The sequence below is a fragment of the Microvirga guangxiensis genome (assembly GCF_900102135.1).
In the GTDB taxonomy this organism is placed as follows: Bacteria; Pseudomonadota; Alphaproteobacteria; order Rhizobiales; family Beijerinckiaceae; genus Microvirga; species Microvirga guangxiensis.
In genome coordinates, this window is the sequence record NZ_FMVJ01000002.1 from 234127 (window position 1) to 259118 (window position 24992).

Here is a 24992-nt window from a genome sequence, read left to right on the forward strand (position 1 = left end):
AAAAATCCGCGCGACCATAACGTATCGCGCGGAAATGTGGATTCGGTTTTCCGAGCCGATCCCGAAGTCGCTCGCAAGAGCGTTGCCGTGAGCGATCAGGGCTGCTTGAGGTCGGGAACGTTCTTCGGGTTGGTCAGATCGAAGGTCTTGTTCTTGAGCGGATCCTTCTCGGTGCCCTCGCTGGCGTCGAAGCCGCGAGGGCGCCTGCCCACTGCACCGGCGGCGGTGCGTGTCCCGGATGCGGGCAGGGCATTGGCCGTGCCCCGCAGCTCTGACAAGCCGTCATCGACAGCACCGGACTGTCCCGGTGCTGCAGGCTGGCCGGATGCATCCGGATCAACGACACGATCGACGTTGTCGCTGTCCGTAGTGGCCTTCGTCTTCTCGATCTGGCGCCAGCGGGAGACATTGCGCTGGTGCTGATCGTAGGATTCGGCGAAGGCGTGACCGCCCGAGCCATCGGCGACGAAGTAGAGATCCTTCGTCCGCGACGGATTGGCCACTGCCTCGAGCGCAGCGCGCCCTGGATTCGCTATCGGTCCCGGCGGCAGGCCATCGATCACGTAGGTGTTGTAGGGGGTCGGGGTCGTAATTTCACTGCGCAGAATTCCGCGACCGAGCGTGCCTTTCCCGCCCACCAGGCCATAAACGATAGTGGGATCGGACTGGAGCTTCATACGCTTCATCAGGCGATTGATGAACACGCCCGCCACGCGGGTGCGCTCGTCGGCGCGGCCCGTTTCCTTCTCGACGATGGAAGCGAGGATGAGGAGCTCCTGCGGCGACTTGATCGGCAGCTCGGACGAGCGGCGCTGCCAGATCTGATTGAGCGCCTGCTTTTGGGCCGCCTGCATGGAATTAACGATCTGCTGGCGCGTGGTGCCGCGTTCGAACTTGTAGGTATCGGGCAGCAGGCTTCCCTCGCGCGGCGTCTCGGAGATATCGCCGGTGAGAATCTCGTTCTCGTATAGGCGAGCCACGATCTGGTCGCTCGTGAGCCCCTCGGGAATGGTGACGGAGTGAAGGATCGCCTTGCCCTGCACGAGGGTGTCGATGGCTTCTTCGATGCTGGTACCTGCCTTGAACTGGAACTCGCCGGCTTTCAGGTGGCCGCGCTGGCGGTTGATGAGCGCATAGGCCTCGAACATGAAGGGCTGATTGATGACGCCCTCGTCCTTCAGGATGCCGGCGATCTCGCTCGTGCCGGTATTGCGCGGAATCACCACGACCTTGTCATTCTGCAGAGGCCCCTTGGCGGTAACCTCATGCTGGAGCATCGTGAAGCCGAAAAGGCCGGCCAGGGCCAACGCCACGATCAGCGTCAGCAATCCGCTCATGATGCCGAGCATCCCGCCCCGACGACGGCGCAGGCGGGGCGGAGGCGGAGGGGCCAGCGAGGGCTTGAGCGCCTCGCTTGGCGAACGGGGCGCGAGACGTGGCTGTTCCTGACCTTGAACCTCGGCCTCGTGCTCAGAAATCAGGGTGTTTTTCTTTTTTCGTCCGAACATCACGATGCTTTTCTGGTGCCGGCCGGGTCTTTCCCGACTCTTCCGACACCCTAACGGGGATTATGGCGAAAAGCCGTAACGGAGGAGCGTTTATCCTCAGGCTACGCGACGGAAGACCAGCGAGGCGTTGGTGCCGCCGAACCCGAACGAGTTCGACAGGGCTACGTTGACATCCTTGCGCTTGGCCACTTTCGGCACGAGGTCGATAGCGGTTTCCACGGACGGATTGTCGAGGTTGATGGTCGGCGGAATGATGCCGTCGCGCATGGCGAGGATCGAGAAAATCGCCTCGACAGCTCCAGCCGCGCCCAGAAGGTGGCCGACGGCCGATTTGGTGGAGGACATGGAGAGCTTGTCCGCCGCATTGCCGACGATGCGCTCGACGGCCTTCAGCTCCAGCTCGTCGCCGAGCGGGGTCGAGGTGCCGTGGGCGTTCACGTAGTCGATCTCGGAGACCGGGATGCCTGCGCGCTTGAGGGCGGCGGCCATGCAGCGATAGGCGCCATCGCCATCCTCGGAGGGCGATGTGATGTGATAGGCATCACCGGACAGGCCATAACCGATGACCTCGGCATAGATCTTCGCGCCACGCGCCTTGGCGTGCTCGTACTCTTCCAGCACCACGACGCCCGCGCCCTCGCCCATGACGAATCCGTCACGGTCCTTGTCGTAGGGGCGCGAAGCCTTCTCGGGCGTGTCATTGTAGCTCGTGGAGAGCGCGCGGCAGGCGGCGAAGCCTGCGATCGAAAGGCGGTTGACCGGAGATTCCGTGCCGCCGGCCACCATCACGTCCGCATCACCCAGGGCGATCAGGCGGGCAGCGTCGCCGATGGCGTGCGAGCCGGTGGAGCAGGCGGTGACCACCGCGTGGTTCGGGCCCTTCAGGCCATGCTCGATGGAGACATAACCGCCGGCAAGGTTGATCAGGCGACCGGGGATGAAGAACGGCGAGATACGGCGCGGGCCACGCTCGATGAGGGTCGCGGATGCTTCGTAGATGCCGCCGATGCCGCCGATGCCGGAGCCGATCAGCACGCCCGTGGCGCATTGCTCCTCATAGGTCTTCGGAGCCCAGCCCGCATCGCGCAGGGCCTGGGTGGAAGCCGCCATGGCATAAACGATGAAGGGATCGACCTTGCGCTGCTCCTTGGGCTCCATCCACTCATCGGGATTGAAGGTGCCGTTGGAGCCGTCGCCGACTGGGATCTGGCAGGCAATCTGGCAGGCCAGATCGTCAACCTTGAAGTCGGTGATCTTGTTCGCGCCGCTTTGTCCTTCGATCAGGCGGGACCATGTGGCGTCCACTCCGCTGCCCAGCGGCGTGACCATGCCAAGACCTGTAACAACAACCCGGCGCATAACGTTCTACCCTATCGTTGAATAAAAATCGGGCGTCAGGTGAGTCACCAGACGCCCGTCAGCTCTTTAGGCTGCGTTCTTCTCGAGGAAGCGGATGGCGTCGCCAACCGTTACGATGGTCTCAGCGGCATCGTCCGGGATCTCGACGTTGAACTCTTCTTCGAAGGCCATCACCAGCTCGACGGTGTCGAGGCTGTCGGCGCCCAGGTCGTCGATGAAGTTGGCGTTGTCCGTCACCTTGTCGGCTTCAACGCCGAGGTGCTCGACAACAATCTTCTTCACGCGATCAGCGACGTCACTCATCGTTTTCTTCCTCAGTGGCTGCCGCCTCAGGAATTGGGCGGATTAAAAATAGAAACTTAGATCAGCTGCTCAGCTGACAACGCTGAAACGGCTACCTTGCGCCGTGCAAAGCCGCATTTTTGAGCGCCGGTCAACCCCTTTGGCGTGATCGGGCTCATGCTTAACACAAGCTTATCCTCTCTGGCGAGAGGCCAGCGGCACCTGCAAACAGATTCTGCCGGAACCGCTAAGTGCCTTTAGAACATCGCCATTCCGCCGTTTACGTGCATGGTGTGACCCGTCACGTAGCCGGCTTCGTCGGAAGCGAGATAGACGACAGACGATGCAATCTCGTCGCCCTTGCCAAGCCTTCCCATAGGAATGGTGCCAAGAATTCCCTCACGCTGCTTGTCGTTGAGAACGTCCGTCATCGGGGATTCGATGAAGCCCGGGGCGACAAGGTTGACGGTGATGTTGCGGCTCGCGACCTCTGCGGCAAGAGCCTTGGTCATGCCGATGAGGCCGGCCTTGGATGCGGCATAGTTGCCCTGCCCCGGATTGCCGGTGGAGCCCACGACGGAACCGATATTGACGATGCGGCCGTAGCGGCGGCGCATCATGCCCTTCACGGCGGCGCGGGACAGGCGGAAGGCGGCGGTGAGATTGACGGCGATCACCGTATCCCACTCCTCGTCCTTCATGCGCATGAACAGGTTGTCCTTGGTCACGCCGGCGTTGTTCACGAGAATGTCGAGGCCTTCCATGGCTGCTTCCGCAGCGGGAACGAGAGCTTCGACCGAATCCTTGTCGGCGAGGTTCGCCTCGACCACATGGACACGCTCGCCGAGGGAGGATGCCAGTTCATCGAGAGCGGCACGACGGGTGCCGGAGATGGCGACGGTAGCACCTCGGGCATGAAGAGCGCGGGCGATGGAACCGCCGATACCACCGGTAGCGCCGGTGACGAGAGCCTTGCGGCCGGTCAGATCGAACATGAGGCTCTCCTCTTATCCTTGCAGGGAAGCTTTGAAGGCGGCGACATCGTCAGGCGTGCCGATCGCGCTGGAAGTGGCGCCCGCAGCGATACGCTTCACGAGACCGGTCAGGACCTTACCCGAGCCGACCTCATGAAACGATTCCACGCCCTGAGCTGCCATATAGGCCACGCATTCGCGCCAGCGGACCGTACCGGTAACCTGACGGACGAGAGCATCCCTGATCGCATTCGGATCGGTGATCGGGGCCGCCTCCACGTTGGCGACGACCGGAACAACGGGGGCGTTCACGGTGACGGTGGCTAGAGCCTCGCGCATAGCGTCGGCTGCGGGCTGCATGAGCGCGCAATGGAAGGGCGCGGACACGGCCAGCATCACGGCGCGCTTGGCCCCCTTCTCCTGAGCGATGGTCACGGCACGCTCGACGGCAGCCTTGTGGCCGGAGACCACGACCTGGGCGCCGCCATTGTCGTTGGCAGCATCGCAGACCTCGCCCTGGGCCGCTGCACGGGCAACCTCAAGAGCAGCGTCATACTCGAGCCCGAGAAGGGCCGCCATCGCACCCTGCCCCACCGGCACCGCATTCTGCATGGCGTTGCCGCGAATGCGCAGGAGGCGGGCCGTATCGGCGATCGAGAGGCTCCCGGCGGCGGCCAGCGCCGAATACTCGCCGAGGGAATGGCCCGCGACGAAGGCCGCATGCTTCTTCAGGTCGAGCCCGGCTTCCGCCTCAAGCACGCGCATGGCGGCGAGGCTCACGGCCATCAGGGCCGGCTGGGTATTGGCCGTGAGGGTCAGCTCCTCGGCAGGCCCTTCCCACATGAGGGTGGATAGCTTCTGCGAGAGGGCTTCATCCACCTCGTCGAACACGGCCTTGGCCTGGGGGAAGGCATCGGCGAGGGCCTTGCCCATGCCCACGGCCTGGCTTCCCTGGCCCGGGAAAATGAATGCACGCTTCATCGTGAGCGGAACCTTTATTGCATCGAGTTCGCGCGGGACTCGCACCCGTCAGCCCCTGAGTCAAGGAAAAGAGCGCATTTCAGGGGCTTATCCAAGCCCGAGATGGGGGTATCCTCAGGCTTTGAGAGCCCTGCCCCTGCGGCAGAGGAGGCTCTCTCACAGGTGCAGGCGGGCTGCCAGCGCATAGGCTGGGGTTTAAGTCCCTGTCCCGGAACGCATCCTCTTGTTTTCTTGGGGCATCCGGTGTATCCCGTCGCCCTTCCGATATTCTCTTGAACCTGAAAAAGGAGCCCTGCATGGCTCGCGTGACCGTCGAAGACTGCATCGACAAGGTCGATAACCGGTTTGAGCTCGTGCTGCTGGCCAGCCACCGCGCCCGCCTGATTTCCTCGGGCTCGCCGCTCACCATCGACCGCGACCGTGACAAGAACCCCGTCGTGGCTCTCCGTGAGATCGCGGACGAGACCATCGCTCCCGACGACCTGAAGGAGCAGCTCATCCACTCCATGCAGAAGTATGTCGAGGTGGACGAGCCGGAGGCCGAGGCCGTTCCGATGCTCGGCAACACCGCCGCCGCTTCGGGCAGCGACAACGACGCGGACGTCCAGTTCGACCGCATGAGCGAGGAAGACCTCCTCCGCGGCCTCGAGGGCCTCGTCCCCCCGAGCAACAACAGCTCGGACGACGACGAGCGCGAATAAGCGTCTGAGACAAGTGATTTTCTGGAAAGCCCGGCCTTGTGCCGGGCTTTTTCGTGAGGGCCTTAACCACGGCGTGGTTTTGCTGCCTGCGGCACGGTATTCAGCTTGCGGTCAGAAGACATCCTACAATATTTTGTAAAGTCTTCTGTTTTTCAGCCAGATAGACCGGTTTCAAGGAGGTGGCGGCGGACATGATGCGCCAGTACGAACTCGTCGAGCGGGTAAAGCGCTACAACCCCTCGGCTGACGAGGCGCTTCTCAACCGTGCCTACGTGTATGCCATGATGGCTCATGGCAACCAGAAGCGCGCATCCGGCGACCTGTTCTTCGGCCATCCCCTGGAAGTCGCGGCCATCCTCACGGACATGAAGCTCGACGAGGCGACCATCGCGGCCGCCGTGCTCCACGATACGGTGGAGGATACCGAGGCGACCCTGGAGGAGATCAACAAGACCTTCGGTCCACAGATCGGAGCCCTCGTCGACGGCCTGACCAAGATCAAACGCCTCGACCTCGTGTCGAAGCGCGCCGCTCAGGGCGAAAACTTCCGCAAGCTGCTGCTCGCCATCGCGGACGATGTGCGCGTGCTTCTGGTCAAGCTCGCCGACCGCCTTCACAATATGCGCACACTCGGCTTCATGCCGCCGGAGAAGCGCCAGCGCATTGCGCAGGAAACCCTCGAAATCTATGCGCCTCTCGCAGGCCGCATGGGTATTCAGGAGATGCGCGAGGAACTGGAGGAACTGTCCTTCCAGAACCTCGACCCGGAAGCCTACGACGCCATCAACCGCCACCTGCATGAGCTGACGGCGAAGAGCGAAAAGCTCGTCGAGGAGATCGAGCGCACGCTCACCACCAAGCTCAAGGCTCAAGGCATCGACGCACAGGTGTCGGGACGTCAGAAGCGTCCTTACTCCATCTGGCGTAAGATGGAGCGGAAATCCGTCTCCTTCGAGCAATTGTCCGATATCTTCGCTTTCCGCATCATCGTCGGCACCGTCGACGAGTGCTATCGCGCGCTCGGCATCGTGCACACAAGCTGGCCGATGGTTCCGGGTCGCTACAAGGACTACATCTCCACGCCGAAACAGAACGATTACCGTTCGATCCACACCACGGTGATCGGCCCAGGCAGCCAACGTGTGGAGTTGCAGATTCGCACCGCCGACATGGACGAGGTGGCGGAATACGGCATCGCCGCGCACGCACTATACAAGGAAGGCGTGAACGACAATTCGCGCTTGGCGAATGAGAGCCGGGCCTACCAATGGTTGCGGCGCACCATCGATCTTCTCGCCGAAGGCGACAACCCCGAAGAGTTCCTGGAGCACACCAAGCTAGAACTGTTCCACGATCAGGTGTTCTGCTTCACTCCGAAAGGCCGCCTCATCGCACTTCCGCGTGGCGCAACGCCCATCGACTTCGCCTATGCGGTGCACACGGATGTCGGCAACACGGCTGTCGGCTGCAAGATCAACGGCCGCATGTCGCCGCTGCTCACCGAGCTGCAGAACGGTGACGAGGTGGAGATCGTTCGTGCCGAAGGCCAGACGCCTCCAGCTGCCTGGGAATCCCTCGTCGTCACCGGCAAGGCCCGCGCCTCGATCCGCCGCGCCACCCGCGCCGCCGTGCGGCGGCAATACACGGGCCTAGGGCATCAGATTCTGGAACGCGCCTTCGAGCGTGCAGGACGCGCCTTCTCGGACGAGAAGCTCAAAGGCGCCCTGCCCCGTCTGGCGCGCGTTTCCGTGGAAGATGTGTTGGCCGCAGTAGGCCGTGGCGAGATGTTCTCCGGCGACGTGGTTCGCGCAGTCTATCCGGATTACAAGGAAGAGCGCCGCGTGGGCGCCGATGGCAGGGGCGCGATGCAGCCGGACGGCGCAGGTGCGAGGCCGAACGGCGAACAGACTGACGGCATCCCGATCCGCGGCCTCAACAAGGACATGCCGATCCGCTTTGCCCCCGAGGGCGGCGCGGTGCCGGGCGACCGCATCGTCGGCATTCTCACGCCGGGCGAAGGCGTGACCATCTACCCGATCCAGTCACCGGCGCTTGCTGACTTCGACAACGAGCCCGACCGCTGGATCGACGTGCGTTGGGATCTCGAACTCGACTCCACGCAGCGTTTCCCCGCGCGCATCAAGCTGCAATCCATCAACGAGCCCGGCTCGCTCGCGCAGATCGCGCAGGTGATCGCCGATCACGACGGCAATATCGACAGCGTCAACATGAAACGCCGCACGCAGGACTTCACGGATGTGACCATCGACCTGACCGTGTGGGACCTGAAGCACCTCAATGCCATCATCGCGGAGCTCCGCGCTAAGCGCGTGGTGAGCCGCGTGGATCGCGTGACCGGATAAAGAGTATCGCATGTCGCACAAGCCGCGCATCGCCATCATCATGGATGAAAACACCAGCGTGGACGGCACGCGCTACGACATGACGAAGAACTACTTCGTCGCCGTTCACAATGCAGGCGGACTGCCCTTCGGAATTCCCTATTTCATGGATATGGTCGAGACGGTCGTCGATGAATTCGACGGCTTCGTGAATGTGGGCGGCCGCTTCGCATTTCCCGATGAATGGTTCATCGACGGGCAGGTTTCCAAGGCGCCGCGCTCCGAGCGGCTCGACGTGGAACTCGCGCTCATGCGCGGCTTCCTGGAGCGCGACAAGCCTGTGCTTGGCATCTGCAACGGCATGCAGGTTCTCGCAGCTCTTCATGGCTGCCGCCTGTCGCCTGATATCCGCGCCCTGGGCCCGCATATCATGGAGCACGACAAGCGCGATCACGAACACTCCGTCGCTATCGTACCCGACACCAGGCTCTCCCGCATCGTCGGACGACGGGAGTTGACCGTGAACACCTTTCACCGGGAAGGCGTCGTGCAGCTGTCAGACGCTGCCGTCGCAAGCGCTCACGCTGAGGATGGCATGATCGAAGCCATCGAAATCCCATCCCTCCGCTTCGCTCTCGGCGTGCAATGGCACCCAGAGCTGTTCGCGCGACAAGAGCATCCCGGCAATGCGATTTTTGAAGCCTTCGTGCAGGCGGCAAGTCGGAGCTGAGCGGGCCGCTTATTTCATAAGGACAGACGTTTGGGTCTTGCCTCCCGCAGCCCCTCCTGCCAAACACCCCTGACGCAGGAGAATCCGACATGACCCAGAACGAAGTCCTCGAAGAATTCCGTTCCGCAGGCGCTTTGCTCGAAGGGCATTTCATTCTCTCGTCGGGCCTGCACAGCCCGGTCTTCCTGCAGAAGATGTTCGTGTTTCAGGATCCGGCCCGCACGGAGCGGGTCTGCCGGGCGCTCGCCGACAAGATCAAGCAGGCTTTCGGGCCTGTCGATTACGTAGTCTCTCCGGCGGTAGGCGGCATCGTACCCGGCTACGAGACAGCCCGCCATCTGGGCGCCAAGGCGATCTTCGTGGAGCGTGAGAACGGCGTGTTCACCCTGCGCCGCGGCTTCAGCATTCCGGAAGGCGCCCGCGTTGTGATGGTGGAGGACATCGTCACCACGGGCCTCTCCTCCCGCGAGTGCCTCGCGGCCTTGAAGGAGCATCCCGGAACGCTCCTGGGCGCTGCCTGTCTCATCGACCGCTCCGGCGGCAAAGCTGACCTCGGCGTTCCGTTCGTATCCCTGGTCCAGCTCGACATCCCGGCCTATGAGCCGGACAACCTGCCGCCCGAATTAGCCGCCCTTCCGGCTACCAAACCCGGCAGCCGTAATCTTAAAGCGTAAAAAACTGTTTATTTCTAACCATAAGGGTTGACTGCCCCCTTTCCGCCAACTTGACTCTTTTTGTTTACACGCCATTAAGTATTTGAAGTTTCGTTTTTACTCGTCTAAAGGGTTGATAGCTGCCTGTTGCTGGGCCCGTCCGTTTTTATTGCGCAAGTGTATTGTCCGCATAAACAATAGATGTCGCTCAGGCACGTAAGGTTGTTATGCCGCCCAGGCAGACACAAACAGAGAATACTTATGTCAGGCCAGCAGCGGATCGCGCTCTTCATTGACGGAGCCAACCTTTACGCTACGACAAAGACGCTTGGATTCGATATCGACTACAAGCGCCTGCTAAAGGAATTCCAAGGCCGTGGCACCCTGGTGCGCGCGTTCTACTACACTGCCCTTGTCGAAGATCAGGAATACTCTTCCATCCGCCCGCTGATCGACTGGCTCGATTACAATGGCTACCGCGTGGTCACGAAGCCGACGAAGGAGTTCGTAGACTCCGCCGGCCGCCGCAAGGTGAAGGGCAACATGGATATCGAGCTCGCCATCGATGCGCTCGAGCTCTCCCCCTTCATCGACCACATGGTTCTGTTCTCCGGCGACGGCGACTTCCGTTCGCTGGTGGAGGCCATGCAGCGCCGGGGCGTGCGCGTCTCGGTGGTGTCCACAGTCACCACCCAGCCGCCGATGGTGGCCGACGAACTGCGCCGTCAGGCCGACGAGTTCCTCGACCTGTCGCAGCTTGCCTCCCGCATCGGCCGCGATCCGTCCGATCGTCCGCAGCGCGCACCCGGAGAAGGCAACGACCGTTCGCGCCCGCAGCAACAGCAGCAGCCGCGCAACGGCGCCCTGGAAAGCCGCTACGGCATTCGCCAGGGCCAGGACGACGACTTCGATCTCTGAGAGAGATTATTCCGAACGGAATGCAGGAATGGCCGGGCTTGCCCGGCCATTGTCGTTTAAAGGCTGCTGGCTTCGACCTCGCAATCCAAACCCAGCGCTCCAGCGGTGTTGCTGACGGTGGCGAGGCATAGATTGGTGAGCGTTTCGGGGATGAACACCGCGAACCGGGTCACGTAGAGACCGCCTTCAGCCCCCGAGAGCTTGCGGGCCTCCAGCCGCACGATATTGGCATCGTATTGCTTGAACACTTCGGCCAGCCGCGCCACGAGACCGAGTTGATCGCCGCCACTGATGGTGATGCGATGCGTGATGCTGCCTGCCGGTCCCGGGCTCGGATCGAAGGCGTAGGGCACAGCCCTCACCTCTGCGCCTTCGAGCTCTGGAAGCCCTTTGAGCCCCTCCTCGACCTCCAGGGCTTCAAGCCCTGTCGGCAACTCGCAGATCGCGACGAACTCCGCGCCGGAGCCCAAGGCCGCGAAGGTCGTGTCCCTGAGATTCACCCCGATATTGAACAGATGCTCCGCAATCGCGGCGACGAGCCCGACGCGGTCAGGACCAAGAACGGAAACGAGTGCCACGGATGCCATGCAGATCCCTCCCCTAGGAAGGATGAGTTAGAGCAGCCGCGCCTCGTGTCAGCCCTTCTCGCGCATAAGGCGCGCCTTCTCGCGGTTCCAGGTGCGCTCCTTCTCCGTCTCGCGCTTGTCGTGGAGCTTCTTGCCGCGACCGAGACCCAACTCCACCTTCGCGCGTCCACGCTCGTTGAAATAGATCTTGAGCGGGATCACCGTGAAGCCTTCGCGCTGCGTCGCGCCGAGGAGCTTGTTGATCTGGTTCCTGTGCAGCAGCAGGCGGCGAGGCCGCTTCGTTTCGTGGTTGAAGCGGTTCGCCTGCAGATATTCCGGGATATAGGCGTTGAAGAGGAAGAACTCCTCGCCCGACGGCCCGGCATAAGCCTCGCCGATGGTAGCCTTACCCGAGCGCAGGGATTTGACCTCCGTGCCGGTAAGCGCAATGCCGGCCTCGTAGGTATCGACGATTTCGTAATTGAAACGCGCCTTCCTGTTGTCGGCGACAACGCGGGGGCCGCTCTTCGGATCTTTTGCCATTTGTTCTTTAAGCGTTGATCAGGCCCGCATGGACCATGGCCGAGCGCACCGCTTGCTTGGTGCCCTCGGAAACCGGGATCATCGGCAGACGCACGTCGTCCTGCATCAGGCCGAGAACGGACGCGGCGTACTTCACCGGCGAAGGATTGGTCTCGAGGAACAGGTTGGTGTGAAGCGGCATGAGGCGGTCCTGCACCTTCAGGGCCGACGCGTAGTCACCCTTCAGGCAGGCTTCCTGCATCTCGGCGCACAGGCGCGGAGCCACGTTGGATGTCACGGAAATGCAGCCGTGGCCGCCATGGGCCATGAAGCCGAGAGCCGTCGCATCCTCACCCGAGAGCTGGATGAAGTCCGGACCCATGACCTGACGCTGCATGCTGGTGCGGGCGAGGTTCGCAGTCGCGTCCTTCACGCCCGCGATGTTCTTGAGCTCGTAAAGCCGCGCCATGGTCTCCACGGACATGTCGATCACCGAACGGCCCGGGATGTTGTAGATGAAGATCGGAATGCCGATGGCGTCGTTGATCGCCTTGAAGTGCTGGTAGAGCCCTTCCTGCGTCGGCTTGTTGTAGTAGGGCGTGACGATGAGCACCGCATCGGCGCCGCACTTTTCCGCGTGCTTGGAGAAGCCGATGGCCTCATCCGTGCTGTTGGAGCCCGCCCCCGCGATCACCGGCACCCTGCCCTTTACTTCGTCCACGCAGATCTCGATGACCCGGTCGTGCTCCTTGTGGCTCAGCGTCGGGCTCTCGCCCGTCGTTCCGACCGGAACCACGCCATGGGTGCCGTGCTCGATCTGCCAGTTGATGAAGGCCCGGAAGGCAGCCTCATCCACGGCGCCATCCTTGAAGGGGGTCACCAGAGCCGTGATGGAGCCTTTGAAGCGGGTCATGATTGTCCTCTAAATAAGAAACGGCAGATATGAGAAAGACCAAGGGCTTAACACATAAGGGGTGCGTCGCATCCGCGCAAACAGTCCTTTAGGAGGTTGTCCTAGCGCGGCACTTGGTGTTTCCTCAAGAGAAACGTCGCCATAACAGACAGGCGACGAAACAGGGGTTAGCGGGTGAGCCTCACAATGCGCGTTTCGATCCGTCTTCTGGCGTCCGTCGCCGTGCTCCAATTGTCCGCCCTCGCCGGTCATGCCAATGAAGTTCCGCCTCCGTCGCCCGAAGCCACGACCCTGGAGAGCTTCGCGCCGCCCGCCCGGGCCATGGGAGACCTGGAACAGCTGCCTCTGATCTTCAAGGCCTACCGGGATAATGACCTGACCGAAGCCGCCGTCCTGAAGTCGAAACTCTCGGACCCTGCGGCGCAGGCCCTCGTGGAATGGTTTGTCATCCGCAGCGGCATGAATATGGGCCATGAGCGGATCATGACCTTCCGGAAGGATTATCCGGACTGGCCACTGACCTCGCAGCTTCGGCGGCGCATGGAGAATACCTTCCTCGCCCAGTCCCGTACGACCGCACAGATCCGAGCCTTCTTCGACAAGCAGCCCCCTATCACTCCAGCCGGACGGATCGCCTTCGGCTTCGCCCTCAAGAATGATGGCCTCGACCAGGAAGCCACAGACCTGATCCGCCATGCCTGGCGGGAAGATACCTTCGGCAGCGAGACCGAGAGCCGCATCCTCGCCCGTCTGCCGACCCTGCTGACTCAAGCGGATCACCGCTACCGCATGGAGCGCCACCTCCTGAAGGAGAACTGGGGCGCTGCCTCGCGTGCGGCAGGCTATGCGGGCAAGGATTACGCCACCCTGGTCAAGGCGCGCATGGCCGTGTTCCAGGGAAAGAAAAAGGCTGAGAAAGCCTTTGCGGCCGTGCCTGCCGCCCTGAGGAGCGATCCCTCCTATCTGTTCTCCCGCGCCCTGCTGCAGCGCCGAAGCAAGAATTACGCCGAGGCCGCGAAGATCATCATGCAGGCTCCGAAGGACCATGAGCAGCGCGTCGACGGCGACGAATGGTGGGCCGAGCAGCGCCGGATTACGCGGGAGCTTCTCGACAAGGGCGAGGCCCAGACCGCGTACGACGTAGCGAGCCATCACGCCGCAGAATCCCCGGCTCAGCAGATCGAAGCGGAGTTCCATGCCGGCTGGATCGCGCTCCGCTTCCTGAACGAGCCGGAGAAGGCCGGAAAGCATTTCGCGACGGTTGCTCAGACTGCTTCGACCCCGATCTCTCTCTCACGCGTCGCCTATTGGCAGGCACGGGCCGCAGAGGCGGCGGGAGCCGCCGAGGATGCGAAGCTCTTTTATGCCCGGGCCGCCAGTCATCCAACGACCTATTACGGGCAGCTTGCCCGCGAGAAGTTGGGAGGGATCTTTTCTCTACGCTCCGTGGAGCCGCTGAAGGATGAGGAGCGCAAAGCGTTCGAAACCCTGATCCCGGTTCGCGCCTTGAGCCTGCTCCAGCAGGCTGGCGAAACGGAACTTTCCATCGGCCTGTATAGCGATCTGGCGCAGACCTTGAACGATCCGGGCCAGCTCGACGCGATAGCCGCGCTCGCCACCGCACAGCAGAACCCGCGCGCGGTGCTGGCTATCGGCAAGATTGCCCTGCAGCGCGGTTTTCCGCTCGACCAGCACGCTTATCCGCTTGCCGCCATTCCGGATTTCGAGCCGGTGGGAGACGAAGTCGAGCCGGCAATGGTCTATGCCATCGCGCGGCAGGAGAGCGCTTTCAATCCCAAGGCTATCTCGAGCGCAGGCGCGCGCGGCCTCATGCAGCTCATGCCCGCCACCGCCAAGCGCACCGCGCAGCGTTTCGGCGTCGGCTTCGATCTCAAGCGGCTGATCGAGGATCCGTCCTACAACGCGAAGATCGGCTCGGCTCATCTCGGCGAACTGATGGAGGATTGGAAAGGCTCCTATATTCTGGCCTTCGCCTCCTACAATGCGGGCGGCGGCAATGTTCAGAAATGGGTCAAAGCCTACGGCGATCCTCGCAAGCCCGATGTGGACCTGATCGATTGGGTGGAGCGGATCCCATTCCATGAAACCCGCAACTACGTGCAGCGGGTGATGGAAAACCTGCATGTCTACCGGGCGCGCCTGAAGAATGAGAAGCCGGTGCCCGCCCCTGCTACTGCGGCCGTGTCCGCGGCGGCGCCAGCTGAAACGGCTGATGCAGTAGAGACCACGTATTGAGACGGGACGCGCTTATCCCGTCTCCCTTTGCGCTGAGTTCCCTATGAGCAGCTCCTATCGGGATCTCTTTGTGAAGGCTTCGGACGGGCTTCGCCTCTACGCGCGCGATTACGGTCCCTCGAGCGGAGGTGCGCTGCCGGTCGTGTGCCTCTCCGGACTTGCCCGCAACTCACAGGACTTCCATCTGCTCGCAGAAGCGCTCAGCACGGATATGCAACGTCCTCGCCGCGTTCTGGCACTCGACTACCGCGGGCGCGGTCGCTCGGATTGGGATCCCGACTGGAGTCATTACGACATCGGCACCGAGTCGAACGATGTCCTCCAGGTTCTAAATGCTGCGGGAATCGAGAAAGCCGTCTTCGTCGGCACATCACGCGGCGGCCTCATCACCATGGCGCTGAGCGCGATGAGACCGGCGCTTCTGGCGGGCGCCGTCCTCAACGATGTCGGACCGGTTATCGAGACAAAGGGCCTGGTTCGGATCAGGAATTACGTAGGAAAGCTGCCGGCGCCGGGCTCGATGCAAGAGGCCACTCAAATCCTGCAGCAGGTATCCGGTGCACACTTCCCCGCCTTCGGCCCGGATCAATGGGAGAGGATGGCACAGGGCACTTGGCATGAGACGGACAGAGGCCCTGTCCTCAGCTACGACCTGAACCTCATGAAGCCCTTGGAGTTGCTTGATCTCGAGGCTCCCGTCCCTGACCTCTGGAAACTGTTCGAAGGGCTCAAGTCTGTTCCTGTTCTGGCCATTCGCGGCGAGAATTCCGATCTGCTCTCGGAACAGATTCTCAGCGATATGCAGAAGCATCACCCTGACCTGACAGCTCTCACCGTTTCAGGACAAGGCCATGCGCCGATGCTCGAAGGCCCCATCATTCGGGCGATCCGAGATCTGGCCCTGAAAGCCGAAGCCTCCCTCCAAACGTAAGCCTATCTCCTGATTTCGCTCGCGGCTCACATGGACTGAGCAGCTGCGCGCTCGCAGGAGCAGTCCTGGTGTTTGATTGTAAGCTCGCCAGGAGCCATTCGCGCAAAAAGAAAACCCCGGTGTTTCCACCGGGGTTTCCTCTAACCAATCGGGTTTAACCGATTAGAAGTCGCGCTGAACGCGGAGACGAGCTTCCCAACGGTCGTTGTCGTCCTCGTCAACACCGCTCAGGTCGGTGTTGGCGTACAGAACCTCAGCGCCGAGCGTGAGGTTGGAGACCGGCGACCACAGGACGTTCGTGCCAACGCGCCATTCGCGGAGGTCAGCAAGACCGAAGACATCGCTGTAATCGATGCGGCCGTACGAACCGAACACGTTCTGGCGGAGTTCAGGCGTCCAGTAGTGACGGAGACCAGCAGCGACCGACCATGCGCGGGCATTGTCGATGTCGGCATCGGTGCCGTCGATGTCGTAGGTAGCTTCAACAGCGCCACCGAAGCCAGCGTAGGCCGGAGCACCGTCCGTCCAGGTACCAGCGATCCAGAAGGCATCGCTAGCGCCGAGCATCGGCAGGTTGAAGTTAGCCTGAGCCGAAATGGCGTAGCCATAATCGGTGTCAGCTTCGTACACTACGCCAGGGGTCGCAGCGAGAACGAACGGCAGACCGCGGAGCTGGTGCAGAGCACCGGAGAGCTGCACGGAGCCCCAGGTGCCAGCGTACTTCACGTTAGCAACAACGTCGGGCATGCGCTGACCAGCGAGCTCGTCACCGACCTCGAGGCCCGTGCGGCTAGCGAAGCGGCCTTCTTCGAGCGACAGGGTGGCCGAGAAGCCGTTGCCGAACGAGAAGGTGTAGGCCAGCAGGTTGACGTTCGGCTGATCCGACCAACGAACCGTACCGAAGTACTGGCCGTCGATGTCGCCGTTGTCGAAGAAGGTCAGAGCACGACCAGCGGTGAGGCCACCGAACTGGATGAAGGCCTGATCGACGTTCGGGGTCTGGGTGATAGCACCCGGAGCGCTGTTGTAGACGCCCGTGTCACGGGTGATCTCGAAGCGGACGAACGTACGCAGCAGGCCGTAAGCCGTGGCGGTACGAGCGTCGAGCTGGATACGGCCGCGAGCGCGGAAGCCGATCGTGTCGTCGGTGCGATCATCCGGCTCGAAGTAGCGGTACTCAGCGCGGACGCGGCCGCCGACGCGGAGGCAGGTGTCCGTGCCGGGGATGTAGAAGAAGCCTGCGCCATAGGTGGAGCAAACGCGAACGTACTCAACAGCAGCGGCCTTCTTTGCGGGAAGATCAGCAGCCTGAGCGCCGGCAACGGCGGCGAGACCCGCAACCGAACCGAGAAGAAGGCTCTTAACGAGCTTCATGGTTAAACCTCCAAAGTTTTCGAGACCCTTGGGGGGTCGGGCTTGTTGTGCTCTGAAGTCTTCATTGAAGCCTCAAACACACCCTTTTCCCCTAGTGATCTGATGACCCTGCCGGTTGGCTGGGACTCATCAAATGACGACTGGGGTGCCCCCGTCGCTGGTGTCACATTAGCCAGAGCGGGACCGCAAGCAACCGAATGAAGGCACAAACTGGGCAACCCGAGGGGCTTTTCAGGGGCATGTTGCACAAACGCAACGTTTTCACCCTCGGCGGTTTACTTTTCGTCAAACTTTGGAGCGGGATCTTAACAAACCCTTAATATACAAAGGCTTTAGACCTTCAAGGGCGTGCCCGAAACTTAGCTTTGGAGGCTCTATTCCAGGAATCACGAACGGGTGAGGCTGTGAATAACTCCGTTCGCAATTGGGGCAGAACCATACGTCACCTGCCACAAAAAAGGAGGCCGGGAGCTACCCGGCCTCCTTGGAATCATCCTGGTGAATCGTTTTTCAGGCGACTTTCGGCTTCAGAACGCCACGGCGAATCTGATCTTCCTCAATGGATTCGAAGAGCGCCTTGAAGTTGCCTTCGCCGAATCCTTCGTCACCCTTCCGTTGGATGAACTCGAAGAAGATCGGCCCGATGGCGGTCTTGCCGAAGCGCTGGAGCAGCACCTTCGTAAAGCCACCTTCCACAACGCCCTCGCCATCGATGAGGATGCCGTTCTTTTGCAGACGCTCGAGCGGCTCCTCATGGTTCGGCAGGCGCTTGTCGATACGGGAGTAATAGATCTCGTTCGGGGCAGGCATGAATTCGAGCCCGTGTCCGATCAGCGACTCGATGGATTCGTAGAGGTCGTGCGAGCCCAGAGCCACGTGCTGGATGCCCTCGCCCTTATACTCCTGCAGATACTCCTCGATCTGACCGGTTTCACCCGCATCCTCGTTGATCGGAATGCGGATCTTGCCGTCAGGGCTCGTCATAGCGCGGGAATGCAGCCCCGTCAGCTTGCCCTCGATGTCGAAGTAGCGAATCTGGCGGAAGTTGAAGAGGCGCTCGTAGAAGCCCGCCCATTCGTTCAGGCGTCCGCGATAGACGTTGTGGGTAAGGTGATCGATGTAGTAGAGGCCGACACCCTGCGGCTTGGGGTCCTTTTCGCCGAGCCATTCGAAATCGACGTCGTAGATCGAGCCCTTCGCGCCGTAGCGGTCGACGAAATAGATCTGCAGGCCGCCGATGCCCTCGATCGCGGGGATCTCCAGCTCGTTGGGACCGACCTGTGTCTGTGCCGGCTTCGCGCCCATGGAGAGTGCGCGCTCATAGGCGTATTTCGCATCGACCACGCGGAAGGCCATGGCCGGCGCGGAGGGTCCGTGCTGGCTGGCGAAGCGCTCGGCGAAGGAGCCGGGCTCGGCATTCACGATGAAGTTGATGTCGCCCTGCCGGTAGAGCAGCACGTTCTTCGAGCGATGCTTCGCAACGACGGAGAACCCCATCGTCTTGAACAGCTTGTCGAGCTCCTGCGGATCCGGATGGCAGAACTCCACGAACTCGAAACCGTCCGTGCCCATCGGATTCTCTTCGCTGATGGCCGGCGGCGGTGCGTCGTGCGGGAACGGTCCCATGGCTTTCCTCCTGTTATCAAAGACAGGCCCTTCACTGGCCTGCCGGTTTTTTCAAACCGCGTCGGGCTGTCGTTCCGGCGCGGCATCCTGAAAGGCGGCAAGCTCGGCGCAGGCAGCATCCGCCGCGACGATCTTCGGATAGGCATCGAGAGAGATATTGAAGCGCCGCGCATTGAAGACCTGCGGCACCAGATAAATGTCGGCGAGGGTCACGCGCGCGCCGAAACAATAGGGACCGGGCTCGATCATGGACTCGATGGCCTCGAACCCTTCACGCACCCAATGGGCATACCACTCGTCGGCAACCTGCTGATCGTGCCCCAGGGTTTTCTTGAGATAGTTGAGCGGGCCGAGATTGTTCAAGGGATGGATGTCGCAGCCGATGATGGAAGCGACGGCGCGCACCTTCGCGCGGTTCACGGCTCCGACGGGAAGCAGCGGCGGTTGCGGGTAGGCCTCGTCGAGATACTCGAGGATGGCGGGAGATTGGACAAGAACCGTGCCGCCGATGTCGAGAGCCGGCAGGCGCTTTTGAGGGTTGACGGCGCCATAAGCCTCTCCCCGCTGTTCCCCTTTCAGGAGATTCACCGGCACGGCCTCGTAAGACACGCCTTTCAGGTTGAGCGCGATCCGAACCCGGTAAGCCGCCGATGAGCGGAAATAGGTATAAAGCTTCACCCCTCCACCTCTCCTTCCGGCCCTAGCAGCCGAGCATGGCCGCTCAATCGATCGATGAGAGCCGCGAGTACCTTCTGCTCCTCCTCGGTGAGCACGGAGACGAAACGGTCCTCGAAGGCTAGAGCTTCCGGGGCAAGAGCCTCGTAGATCTCACGCCCCTCCTCCGTCAGCTCCAGCCATTCCTCGCGTCGGTCGTCCTGGTTGGGCTTGCGGACGATCAGGCCGCGCTGCTCGAGGGAGGCCACTGCCCGGGAGACCGTGGACTTGTGCATGACCCCATGAGAAGCGATGTCCCGCGCCGTGCGGTACTCATATTGCCCCAGGGTCGCGATGACTCGCCAAGCCGGAATCGAGAGGCCGAACCGCTCGGCATAGATCTGCGCCAGCGCGTTCGAGGTCAGGCTCGCCAGCACATTGAGACGGTACGGCAGAAAGCTCTCCAGGATCACCGTCGGGCTGGAGCTTTCACGTTTCTGTGCTGCGATCTGATGGGCCATGGTTGACAAATTCGTTGCGCATGCAACTAAATAGGATGAATTCGTTGCACAAGCAACTAGATTTGCGGATCAGTCGGTCAATATTCCTTGATCACCACCGGTTCCGCTTCAGGGAGAGCGCCATGAACGTCCAGAACGTTTCCGGCTTCCAATCCGAGCAGTCGCGCAAGAGCGCCATCGTGCCTGGCTATATGTCCGGGTTTGGCAATTCCTTTGAGACCGAGGCTCTGGAAGGGGCCCTTCCCATCGGCCGCAACTCGCCGCAAAAGCTGAATTACGGCCTCTATGCCGAGCAGCTCTCCGGCTCGCCCTTCACGGCCCCGCAGGCGACGAACCAACGCTCCTGGCTCTACCGCATCCGCCCGAGCGTGAAGCACTCGGGGCGCTACGTAAAAGTGGACAAAGGCCTCATGCGCACCGCACCCGCTGCGCGGGAAGAAAGCGGCCTGCCCCTCGGGCAATTGCGCTGGGACCCGACCCCTTTTCCGGATGAAGCCCTTACCTTCGTAACGGGGCTGCAAACCATCACCACGGCGGGCGATTCCGACACGCAGGTGGGCATGGCCGCCCACATGCTTCTCGTCACGCACTCCATGGACAACGAATACTTCTTCAATGCGGACGGCGAGTATCTCGTTGTCGCGCAAGAGGGGAATTTACGCTTCCGCACGGAGTTCGGGGTGATCGACATCGAGCCGGGCGAGATCTGCATCATTCCGCGGGGTGTGATCTTCAAGGTGGAGCTACTCAATGGCTCCGCGCGCGCTTATGTGTGCGAGAATTACGGTGGCGCGTTCACCCTCCCCGACCGCGGCCCCATCGGCGCCAACTGCCTTGCCAATCCGCGCGACTTCCTCACGCCTGTTGCGGCTTACGAAGACAAGGAAGCGCTCTCGTTCCTCTTCGTGAAATGGGGCGGGGAACTTTATCGCACCGAGATCGAGCAGTCTCCGCTCGATGTGGTGGCATGGCACGGCAACTACGCGCCTTACAAATACGATCTGCGCCACTTCTCGCCCGTCGGCGCGATCATGTTCGATCATCCCGACCCATCGATCTTCACGGTTCTCACCGCACCATCCGAGACACCAGGCACGGCGAACGTGGATTTCGTGATCTTCCCCGAGCGCTGGTCGGTGGCGGAGAACACATTCCGCCCGCCCTGGTATCACCGCAACCTGATGTCGGAATTCATGGGGCTGATCTACGGCGTCTACGACGCGAAGCCCGAAGGATTCGTGCCGGGCGGCTTCTCGCTTCACAATCAGATGCTGCCGCATGGGCCCGATACGACGGCGTTCGAGCATGCGAGCAACGTGGAGCTGAAGCCCGTAAAGCTCACCGGAACCATGGCCTTCATGTTCGAAACACGCTTTCCTCAACGCGTAACGAAATACGCCGCCGAACTCTCGACCCTGCAGGACAACTATATCGATTGCTGGAAGGACTTGAAGAAGCACTTCGATCCCAACCAGCGCGAGCCGAAGTGAATTTGCCTCGTATCAGGCGGGTGCCGCTAAGGGAATTCCGAGAGCTTTGGAAATTTCATCATCGATGGTGCGAAAGCTATGCAGCCCCCAGGTGCCGACGGGATCAATAATGCCTGTCAGCCGCCTGCCTGTTTCTTCGAAATACCAACCTCGTGTATCTCTGAAGCAATGGACGGGAAATCGATCTGCAGCCTCAAGCGCACGGTTTTCCAAAAATTCGAAGTATCCTTTCGACCAAGGAAGATTGTTCGTCATCATGGGAGGAAGCAAGAGTTCCTCTCGGCTCAGTTTCGGGGGCGATGACCTCTCTACTGAGCGATTCCTGTATACATATATGAGGTTAGAGCCCTCGAACCCTCCCGCGTTGACATTGGTCGCAATGACCCTGCCAAACAAGAAAGCGCCGTCCGGAGGCAACATCGCAAAGATATCGCCTGTTTCCGGGCGGCGGCGTGATTTCTTCAAAACGGCAAGGTTCATTGCAAGTCCGATCCTTGCCACTCAATGCCAGGAACTACGCCCGTCCGCGCGTGCGAATCATGAACGTGTCGAAGGCGTATTCGTTGAGCTGCCACCAGGGCAGCACATCGTTGCGATAGGCCACCATGGAATCGTAGGCCTTCTTGAAGTTCTCGTTCTTGGCGGAGAGCTCCGTATAAAGCTCGTTGGCCGCCTTGAGCGAGGCCTCCATGACGGGCTGGGAGAACGTGCGCAGTTCCGCGCCCGCACCGACCATGCGGCGGAGGGCCTGACCGTTCACCGCATCGTATTTCGCGAGCATCCAGTTGTTCGCGGCTTCCGAGGCATTGGCCATGATGGCCTGATAGTGCTTCGGCAGCTCGTCCCACTTCGCCTTGTTGATCACGAGGTGCAGCATGGCGCCGCCCTCCCAGAAGCCGGGAGCATAGTAGTACTTGGCGACCTTCAGGAAGCCGAGCTTCTCGTCGTCGTAGGGGCCGACGAACTCGGCGGCGTCCAGGGTTCCGCGCTCGAGAGCGGGATAGACGTCGCCGGGCGCGATCTGCTGCGGCACGACGCCGAGCTTGGCGAGCACCTGGCCACCGAGACCGCCGATGCGGAACTTGAGCCCCTTCAGATCGTCGACGGTGTTGATTTCCTTGCGGAAGAAGCCGCCCATCTGCGCACCGGAATTGCCGCAGACCAGGGAGGTGCAGTTATACTTGGCGAGCACCTCGTTGATGATCTCCCGTCCACCGGCGAAGTGCCACCAGGAATGAGACTGGCGGGCGTTGAGGCTGAACGGGAGGCCAGTAGCGACGCCGAGCGCCGGCTCACGGCCGATATAGTAATAAAGCGGGGTGTGAGCGCATTCCACCGAGCCGTTCTCGACGGCGTCCATGGCCTGAAGGCCGCCCACGATCTCGCCCGGGGCGAAGACCTGAATCTGGAACTTTCCGTCGGTCGCATCCGCCATGTACTTGGCGAAGGTCTGAGCCGTGCCGAAAATCGTGTCGAGCGACTTGGGGAAGCTCGAAGTCAGACGCCAGCGGATCTCAGGCATCGACTGTGCGATAGCGGGAGCCGCCACCGTGGTGGCCGCAGCCGCGAGGCCCGCCCCTTTCAGGAAGTTTCTTCTCTTCATCGTCGTCATTGGCGTTTCCCCGCAGTCTCTTTCGTTGCAAGCTCAATGAACCATAACAACCAGGTGGGTGGCTATGAAGCTCTCTTCGCTCAAACAGGGCCGTAATGGCCGGCTCGTGATCGTCTCGAGGGACCTGACCCGCGCGACGGACGCATTTTTCATTGTTCCGACGCTACAGCAAGCCCTGGACGATTGGGAAAAAGTCGAGCCTCGCCTGCGTGACCTCGCCGAGCAGCTCGAACATGGGTCCGTGCCCTCTTTCCGGTTTCACGAGCATGACTGCGCTTCGCCCCTGCCCCGTTCTTACCAGTGGGCGGACGGCTCTGCCTATGTGAATCACGTAGAGCTGGTGCGCAAAGCCCGGGGGGCGGAGATGCCGGAATCCTTCTGGACCGACCCGCTCATGTATCAGGGAGGCTCGGATTCCTTCCTGTGCCCGCGCGATCCCATTCCCGCTGTCGATGAGGCGCACGGCATCGATTTCGAGGCTGAAATCGCCGTAATCACGGGGGATGTGCCCATGGGCGCAACACCTGAGGAGGCGGCCAAAGCCATCCGCCTCGTCGTTCTCGTCAATGACGTTTCCCTGAGAAACCTCATCCCCAACGAGCTCGCCAAGGGCTTCGGCTTCTTCCATTCAAAGCCTTCTTCCGCCCTGTCGCCGGTAGCCGTCACCCCCGACGAGCTGGGGGATGCCTGGGACGGCGGCAAGCTTCATCTGCCCCTGCTTTCCATCCTCAACGGCCAGCCCATCGGAAGGCCCAATGCCGGGGTGGACATGACCTTCGACTTCCCGACCCTGATCGCCCATGCGGCCAAGACCCGCCCTCTCGGAGCGGGCACGATCATCGGCTCGGGCACAGTTTCCAACAGGGACGAGGGCGGCGGACCGGGCAAGCCCATCGCCGATGGAGGCCTCGGTTACTCATGCCTCGCGGAGCAACGCACGGTGGAGACCATCCTCCATGGCGAGCCGCGCACGCCCTTCATGCGCTTTGGCGATACCATCCGCATCGAAATGAAGGACAGAACCGGCCACTCGATCTTCGGCGCCATCGAGCAGGAAGTGGTGGCCTATGATCGAAACGATCAAACCTAAAGAAAAAGCCGCCGGGCATGCCGGCGGCTCCATATTCCGAAAGTTCAAAGGTCTCACATGGCTGCGGCTGCGCCGCCGCTCAGGCTCTGCACGTGATCGAGATGCATCTGCAGGGTCGGGAGGGTCTGGGCTGCAAAGGATGCGAGCTGGGGCACGTCGCCGCTCGAGGAGTAGGACGTGAACAGGGCGACAGCCTCTTGGTGGGCCATGAGCTGGGCATTCACGTAGGCTGCATCGAAGTCGGAGGCACCTTCGACCGTTGCCAGCATCTGCTGGTGCTTGGCGTTCAGGGCCGGCGGCGGCACCGGGATGCCTGCGGTGCGCAGGGTCGCTGCCATGCGGCGGGTCGCGAGGTTATGGTCGCGGATCATCTGGCGGGCGAAGCGGCGAACTTCCGGATCCCGCGCGCGACGCAGGGCCAGACGGCTCGATTCAATCTCGAACAGGTTCGAGGAAGCCGCCGTCGGCACGAAAACCGATGCGGTCGTCACAGCGGCGGTGGGAGGAGCCGATGCCGTCGGCGTCATGCAGCCTGCCACGCCCAGTGCCAGTGCGCTCGCCACGAGAGCTATCTTGATGTTCATGGGAAATTCCTTCCTGCCCCGGCCCATATGGCCGAGTCGACGCTCCCCAACGATGGAACATCATCCTAAGTTCCTGCGCCTCGTCAGCTATTTCGTCCAAAGTCACCCAAACTTTCCTCGAGTGCACCCTAGGCTTCGCCCGTTACGGCTCCAATTCAGCTCTTCCGAACAGCATGGAGCACCTGATGAACGATCACGTCTACAAAGTCGTCGAACTCGTCGGCTCATCCGAAACCAGCATCGAGGACGCAATTCAAACCGCAATCACGCGGGCCGGACGGACCTTGCGAAACATGCGCTGGTTCGAGGTCCTGCAAACGCGCGGGCATGTGGAGGATGGCAAGGTGCGCCATTATCAGGTCGTGCTGAAGGCCGGTTTCACCCTGGAGGAAGGCGGCTCGTAAG

25 protein-coding genes are annotated in these 24992 nt (G+C 61.6%); 10 read left to right on the top strand and 15 right to left on the bottom strand.

Features of this window, described 5'->3' with window-relative positions:
* Positions 1 to 95 precede the first annotated feature (95 nt).
* The 5 genes from mltG to fabD all read right to left on the bottom strand — a co-directional run bounded on the left by mltG (position 96) and on the right by fabD (position 5104).
* On the bottom strand, positions 96 to 1508 hold the full coding sequence (mltG, locus tag BLP10_RS01125) for an endolytic transglycosylase MltG (RefSeq protein ID WP_091128449.1): 1413 nt from the start codon (positions 1506 to 1508) through the stop codon (positions 96 to 98).
* Positions 1509 to 1604: 96 nt separating this feature from the next.
* Entirely contained in the window at positions 1605 to 2867 is a 1263-nt protein-coding gene (gene fabF / locus BLP10_RS01130; protein ID WP_091128451.1) for a beta-ketoacyl-ACP synthase II, read from the bottom strand.
* Positions 2868 to 2933: 66 nt separating this feature from the next.
* Complete coding sequence (locus BLP10_RS01135; RefSeq protein WP_009764365.1) at positions 2934 to 3170, bottom strand: acyl carrier protein; 237 nt, start codon at positions 3168 to 3170, stop codon at positions 2934 to 2936.
* Positions 3171 to 3406: 236 nt separating this feature from the next.
* On the bottom strand, positions 3407 to 4144 hold the full coding sequence (gene fabG / locus BLP10_RS01140; protein WP_091128455.1) for a 3-oxoacyl-[acyl-carrier-protein] reductase: 738 nt from the start codon (positions 4142 to 4144) through the stop codon (positions 3407 to 3409).
* Positions 4145 to 4156: 12 nt separating this feature from the next.
* Positions 4157 to 5104, bottom strand: coding sequence for an ACP S-malonyltransferase (gene fabD, locus BLP10_RS01145; protein ID WP_091128459.1), 948 nt, complete (start codon positions 5102 to 5104; stop codon positions 4157 to 4159).
* 296 nt (positions 5105 to 5400) lie between these two features.
* Here fabD and rpoZ point away from each other — a divergent pair, with 296 nt between their 5' ends.
* From rpoZ to BLP10_RS01170, 5 genes are all read left to right on the top strand, one after another.
* Complete coding sequence (rpoZ, locus tag BLP10_RS01150) at positions 5401 to 5805, top strand: DNA-directed RNA polymerase subunit omega (RefSeq protein ID WP_091128462.1); 405 nt, start codon at positions 5401 to 5403, stop codon at positions 5803 to 5805.
* A gap of 191 nt (positions 5806 to 5996) precedes the next feature.
* Complete coding sequence (locus tag BLP10_RS01155) at positions 5997 to 8168, top strand: RelA/SpoT family protein (protein WP_091128466.1); 2172 nt, start codon at positions 5997 to 5999, stop codon at positions 8166 to 8168.
* Between the two features lie 10 nt (positions 8169 to 8178).
* Complete coding sequence (locus BLP10_RS01160) at positions 8179 to 8877, top strand: gamma-glutamyl-gamma-aminobutyrate hydrolase family protein (protein WP_091128468.1); 699 nt, start codon at positions 8179 to 8181, stop codon at positions 8875 to 8877.
* Positions 8878 to 8966: 89 nt separating this feature from the next.
* Positions 8967 to 9551 (top strand): orotate phosphoribosyltransferase, encoded by a 585-nt coding sequence (gene pyrE, locus BLP10_RS01165; protein ID WP_091128470.1) that lies wholly within the window; start codon positions 8967 to 8969, stop codon positions 9549 to 9551.
* Positions 9552 to 9791: 240 nt separating this feature from the next.
* Complete coding sequence (locus tag BLP10_RS01170; RefSeq protein ID WP_091128473.1) at positions 9792 to 10448, top strand: LabA-like NYN domain-containing protein; 657 nt, start codon at positions 9792 to 9794, stop codon at positions 10446 to 10448.
* Between the two features lie 56 nt (positions 10449 to 10504).
* On the opposite strand, the gene BLP10_RS01175 is transcribed toward BLP10_RS01170, so the two are convergent.
* Genes BLP10_RS01175 through dapA form a run of 3 tightly spaced genes read right to left on the bottom strand, consistent with a single transcriptional unit; the run spans position 10505 to position 12449 of the window.
* Positions 10505 to 11035: a glycine cleavage system transcriptional repressor gene (locus BLP10_RS01175; RefSeq protein ID WP_091128479.1), complete on the bottom strand. Its 531-nt coding sequence runs from the start codon at positions 11033 to 11035 to the stop codon at positions 10505 to 10507.
* A gap of 48 nt (positions 11036 to 11083) precedes the next feature.
* Positions 11084 to 11557, bottom strand: a complete 474-nt coding sequence (gene smpB / locus BLP10_RS01180) for an SsrA-binding protein SmpB (protein ID WP_091128482.1) — start codon at positions 11555 to 11557, stop codon at positions 11084 to 11086.
* A 7-nt stretch (positions 11558 to 11564) separates the two neighbouring features.
* Positions 11565 to 12449: a 4-hydroxy-tetrahydrodipicolinate synthase gene (gene dapA, locus BLP10_RS01185; protein ID WP_091128486.1), complete on the bottom strand. Its 885-nt coding sequence runs from the start codon at positions 12447 to 12449 to the stop codon at positions 11565 to 11567.
* A gap of 186 nt (positions 12450 to 12635) precedes the next feature.
* On the opposite strand from dapA, the gene BLP10_RS01190 reads away from it, so the two are divergent.
* Together BLP10_RS01190 and BLP10_RS01195 are read left to right on the top strand one after the other, a co-directional pair.
* Positions 12636 to 14705, top strand: a complete 2070-nt coding sequence (locus BLP10_RS01190) for a lytic transglycosylase domain-containing protein (RefSeq protein WP_091128492.1) — start codon at positions 12636 to 12638, stop codon at positions 14703 to 14705.
* A 43-nt stretch (positions 14706 to 14748) separates the two neighbouring features.
* Positions 14749 to 15636, top strand: a complete 888-nt coding sequence (locus BLP10_RS01195) for an alpha/beta fold hydrolase (protein WP_091128494.1) — start codon at positions 14749 to 14751, stop codon at positions 15634 to 15636.
* A gap of 162 nt (positions 15637 to 15798) precedes the next feature.
* Here the strand turns inward: BLP10_RS01195 and BLP10_RS01200 are convergent, their stop codons facing one another.
* The 4 genes from BLP10_RS01200 to BLP10_RS01215 all read right to left on the bottom strand — a co-directional run bounded on the left by BLP10_RS01200 (position 15799) and on the right by BLP10_RS01215 (position 19811).
* A complete protein-coding gene (locus tag BLP10_RS01200; protein WP_091128497.1) occupies positions 15799 to 17010 on the bottom strand; it encodes a porin in 1212 nt (403 codons plus the stop codon).
* Between the two features lie 510 nt (positions 17011 to 17520).
* Positions 17521 to 18636, bottom strand: coding sequence for a 4-hydroxyphenylpyruvate dioxygenase (gene hppD / locus BLP10_RS01205; protein ID WP_091128500.1), 1116 nt, complete (start codon positions 18634 to 18636; stop codon positions 17521 to 17523).
* Between the two features lie 51 nt (positions 18637 to 18687).
* Positions 18688 to 19314 carry a maleylacetoacetate isomerase gene (maiA, locus tag BLP10_RS01210; RefSeq protein WP_091128504.1) on the bottom strand — a complete coding sequence of 209 codons (627 nt, stop codon included), beginning with the start codon at positions 19312 to 19314 and terminating at the stop codon, positions 18688 to 18690.
* Positions 19311 to 19811, bottom strand: a complete 501-nt coding sequence (locus tag BLP10_RS01215) for a MarR family winged helix-turn-helix transcriptional regulator (protein ID WP_091128507.1) — start codon at positions 19809 to 19811, stop codon at positions 19311 to 19313. Before BLP10_RS01215 ends, maiA begins: the two co-directional genes overlap by 4 nt.
* Before the next feature lie 122 nt (positions 19812 to 19933).
* Between BLP10_RS01215 and hmgA the strand changes: the two genes are divergently transcribed.
* Positions 19934 to 21301, top strand: a complete 1368-nt coding sequence (gene hmgA / locus BLP10_RS01220; RefSeq protein ID WP_091128510.1) for a homogentisate 1,2-dioxygenase — start codon at positions 19934 to 19936, stop codon at positions 21299 to 21301.
* 12 nt (positions 21302 to 21313) lie between these two features.
* Here hmgA and BLP10_RS01225 read toward each other — a convergent pair whose 3' ends face one another.
* Positions 21314 to 21781: an Imm26 family immunity protein gene (locus BLP10_RS01225; RefSeq protein WP_091128513.1), complete on the bottom strand. Its 468-nt coding sequence runs from the start codon at positions 21779 to 21781 to the stop codon at positions 21314 to 21316.
* Between the two features lie 34 nt (positions 21782 to 21815).
* Complete coding sequence (locus BLP10_RS01230; protein WP_175493765.1) at positions 21816 to 22904, bottom strand: TRAP transporter substrate-binding protein; 1089 nt, start codon at positions 22902 to 22904, stop codon at positions 21816 to 21818.
* 73 nt (positions 22905 to 22977) lie between these two features.
* On the opposite strand from BLP10_RS01230, the gene BLP10_RS01235 reads away from it, so the two are divergent.
* Entirely contained in the window at positions 22978 to 24003 is a 1026-nt protein-coding gene (locus BLP10_RS01235) for a fumarylacetoacetate hydrolase family protein (protein WP_091128523.1), read from the top strand.
* 53 nt (positions 24004 to 24056) lie between these two features.
* On the opposite strand, the gene BLP10_RS01240 is transcribed toward BLP10_RS01235, so the two are convergent.
* Positions 24057 to 24587, bottom strand: a complete 531-nt coding sequence (locus BLP10_RS01240; RefSeq protein WP_175493720.1) for a DUF4142 domain-containing protein — start codon at positions 24585 to 24587, stop codon at positions 24057 to 24059.
* Positions 24588 to 24772: 185 nt separating this feature from the next.
* Between BLP10_RS01240 and BLP10_RS01245 the strand changes: the two genes are divergently transcribed.
* Positions 24773 to 24991 carry a dodecin gene (locus BLP10_RS01245; RefSeq protein ID WP_091129996.1) on the top strand — a complete coding sequence of 73 codons (219 nt, stop codon included), beginning with the start codon at positions 24773 to 24775 and terminating at the stop codon, positions 24989 to 24991.
* Position 24992: the final 1 nt, after the last annotated feature.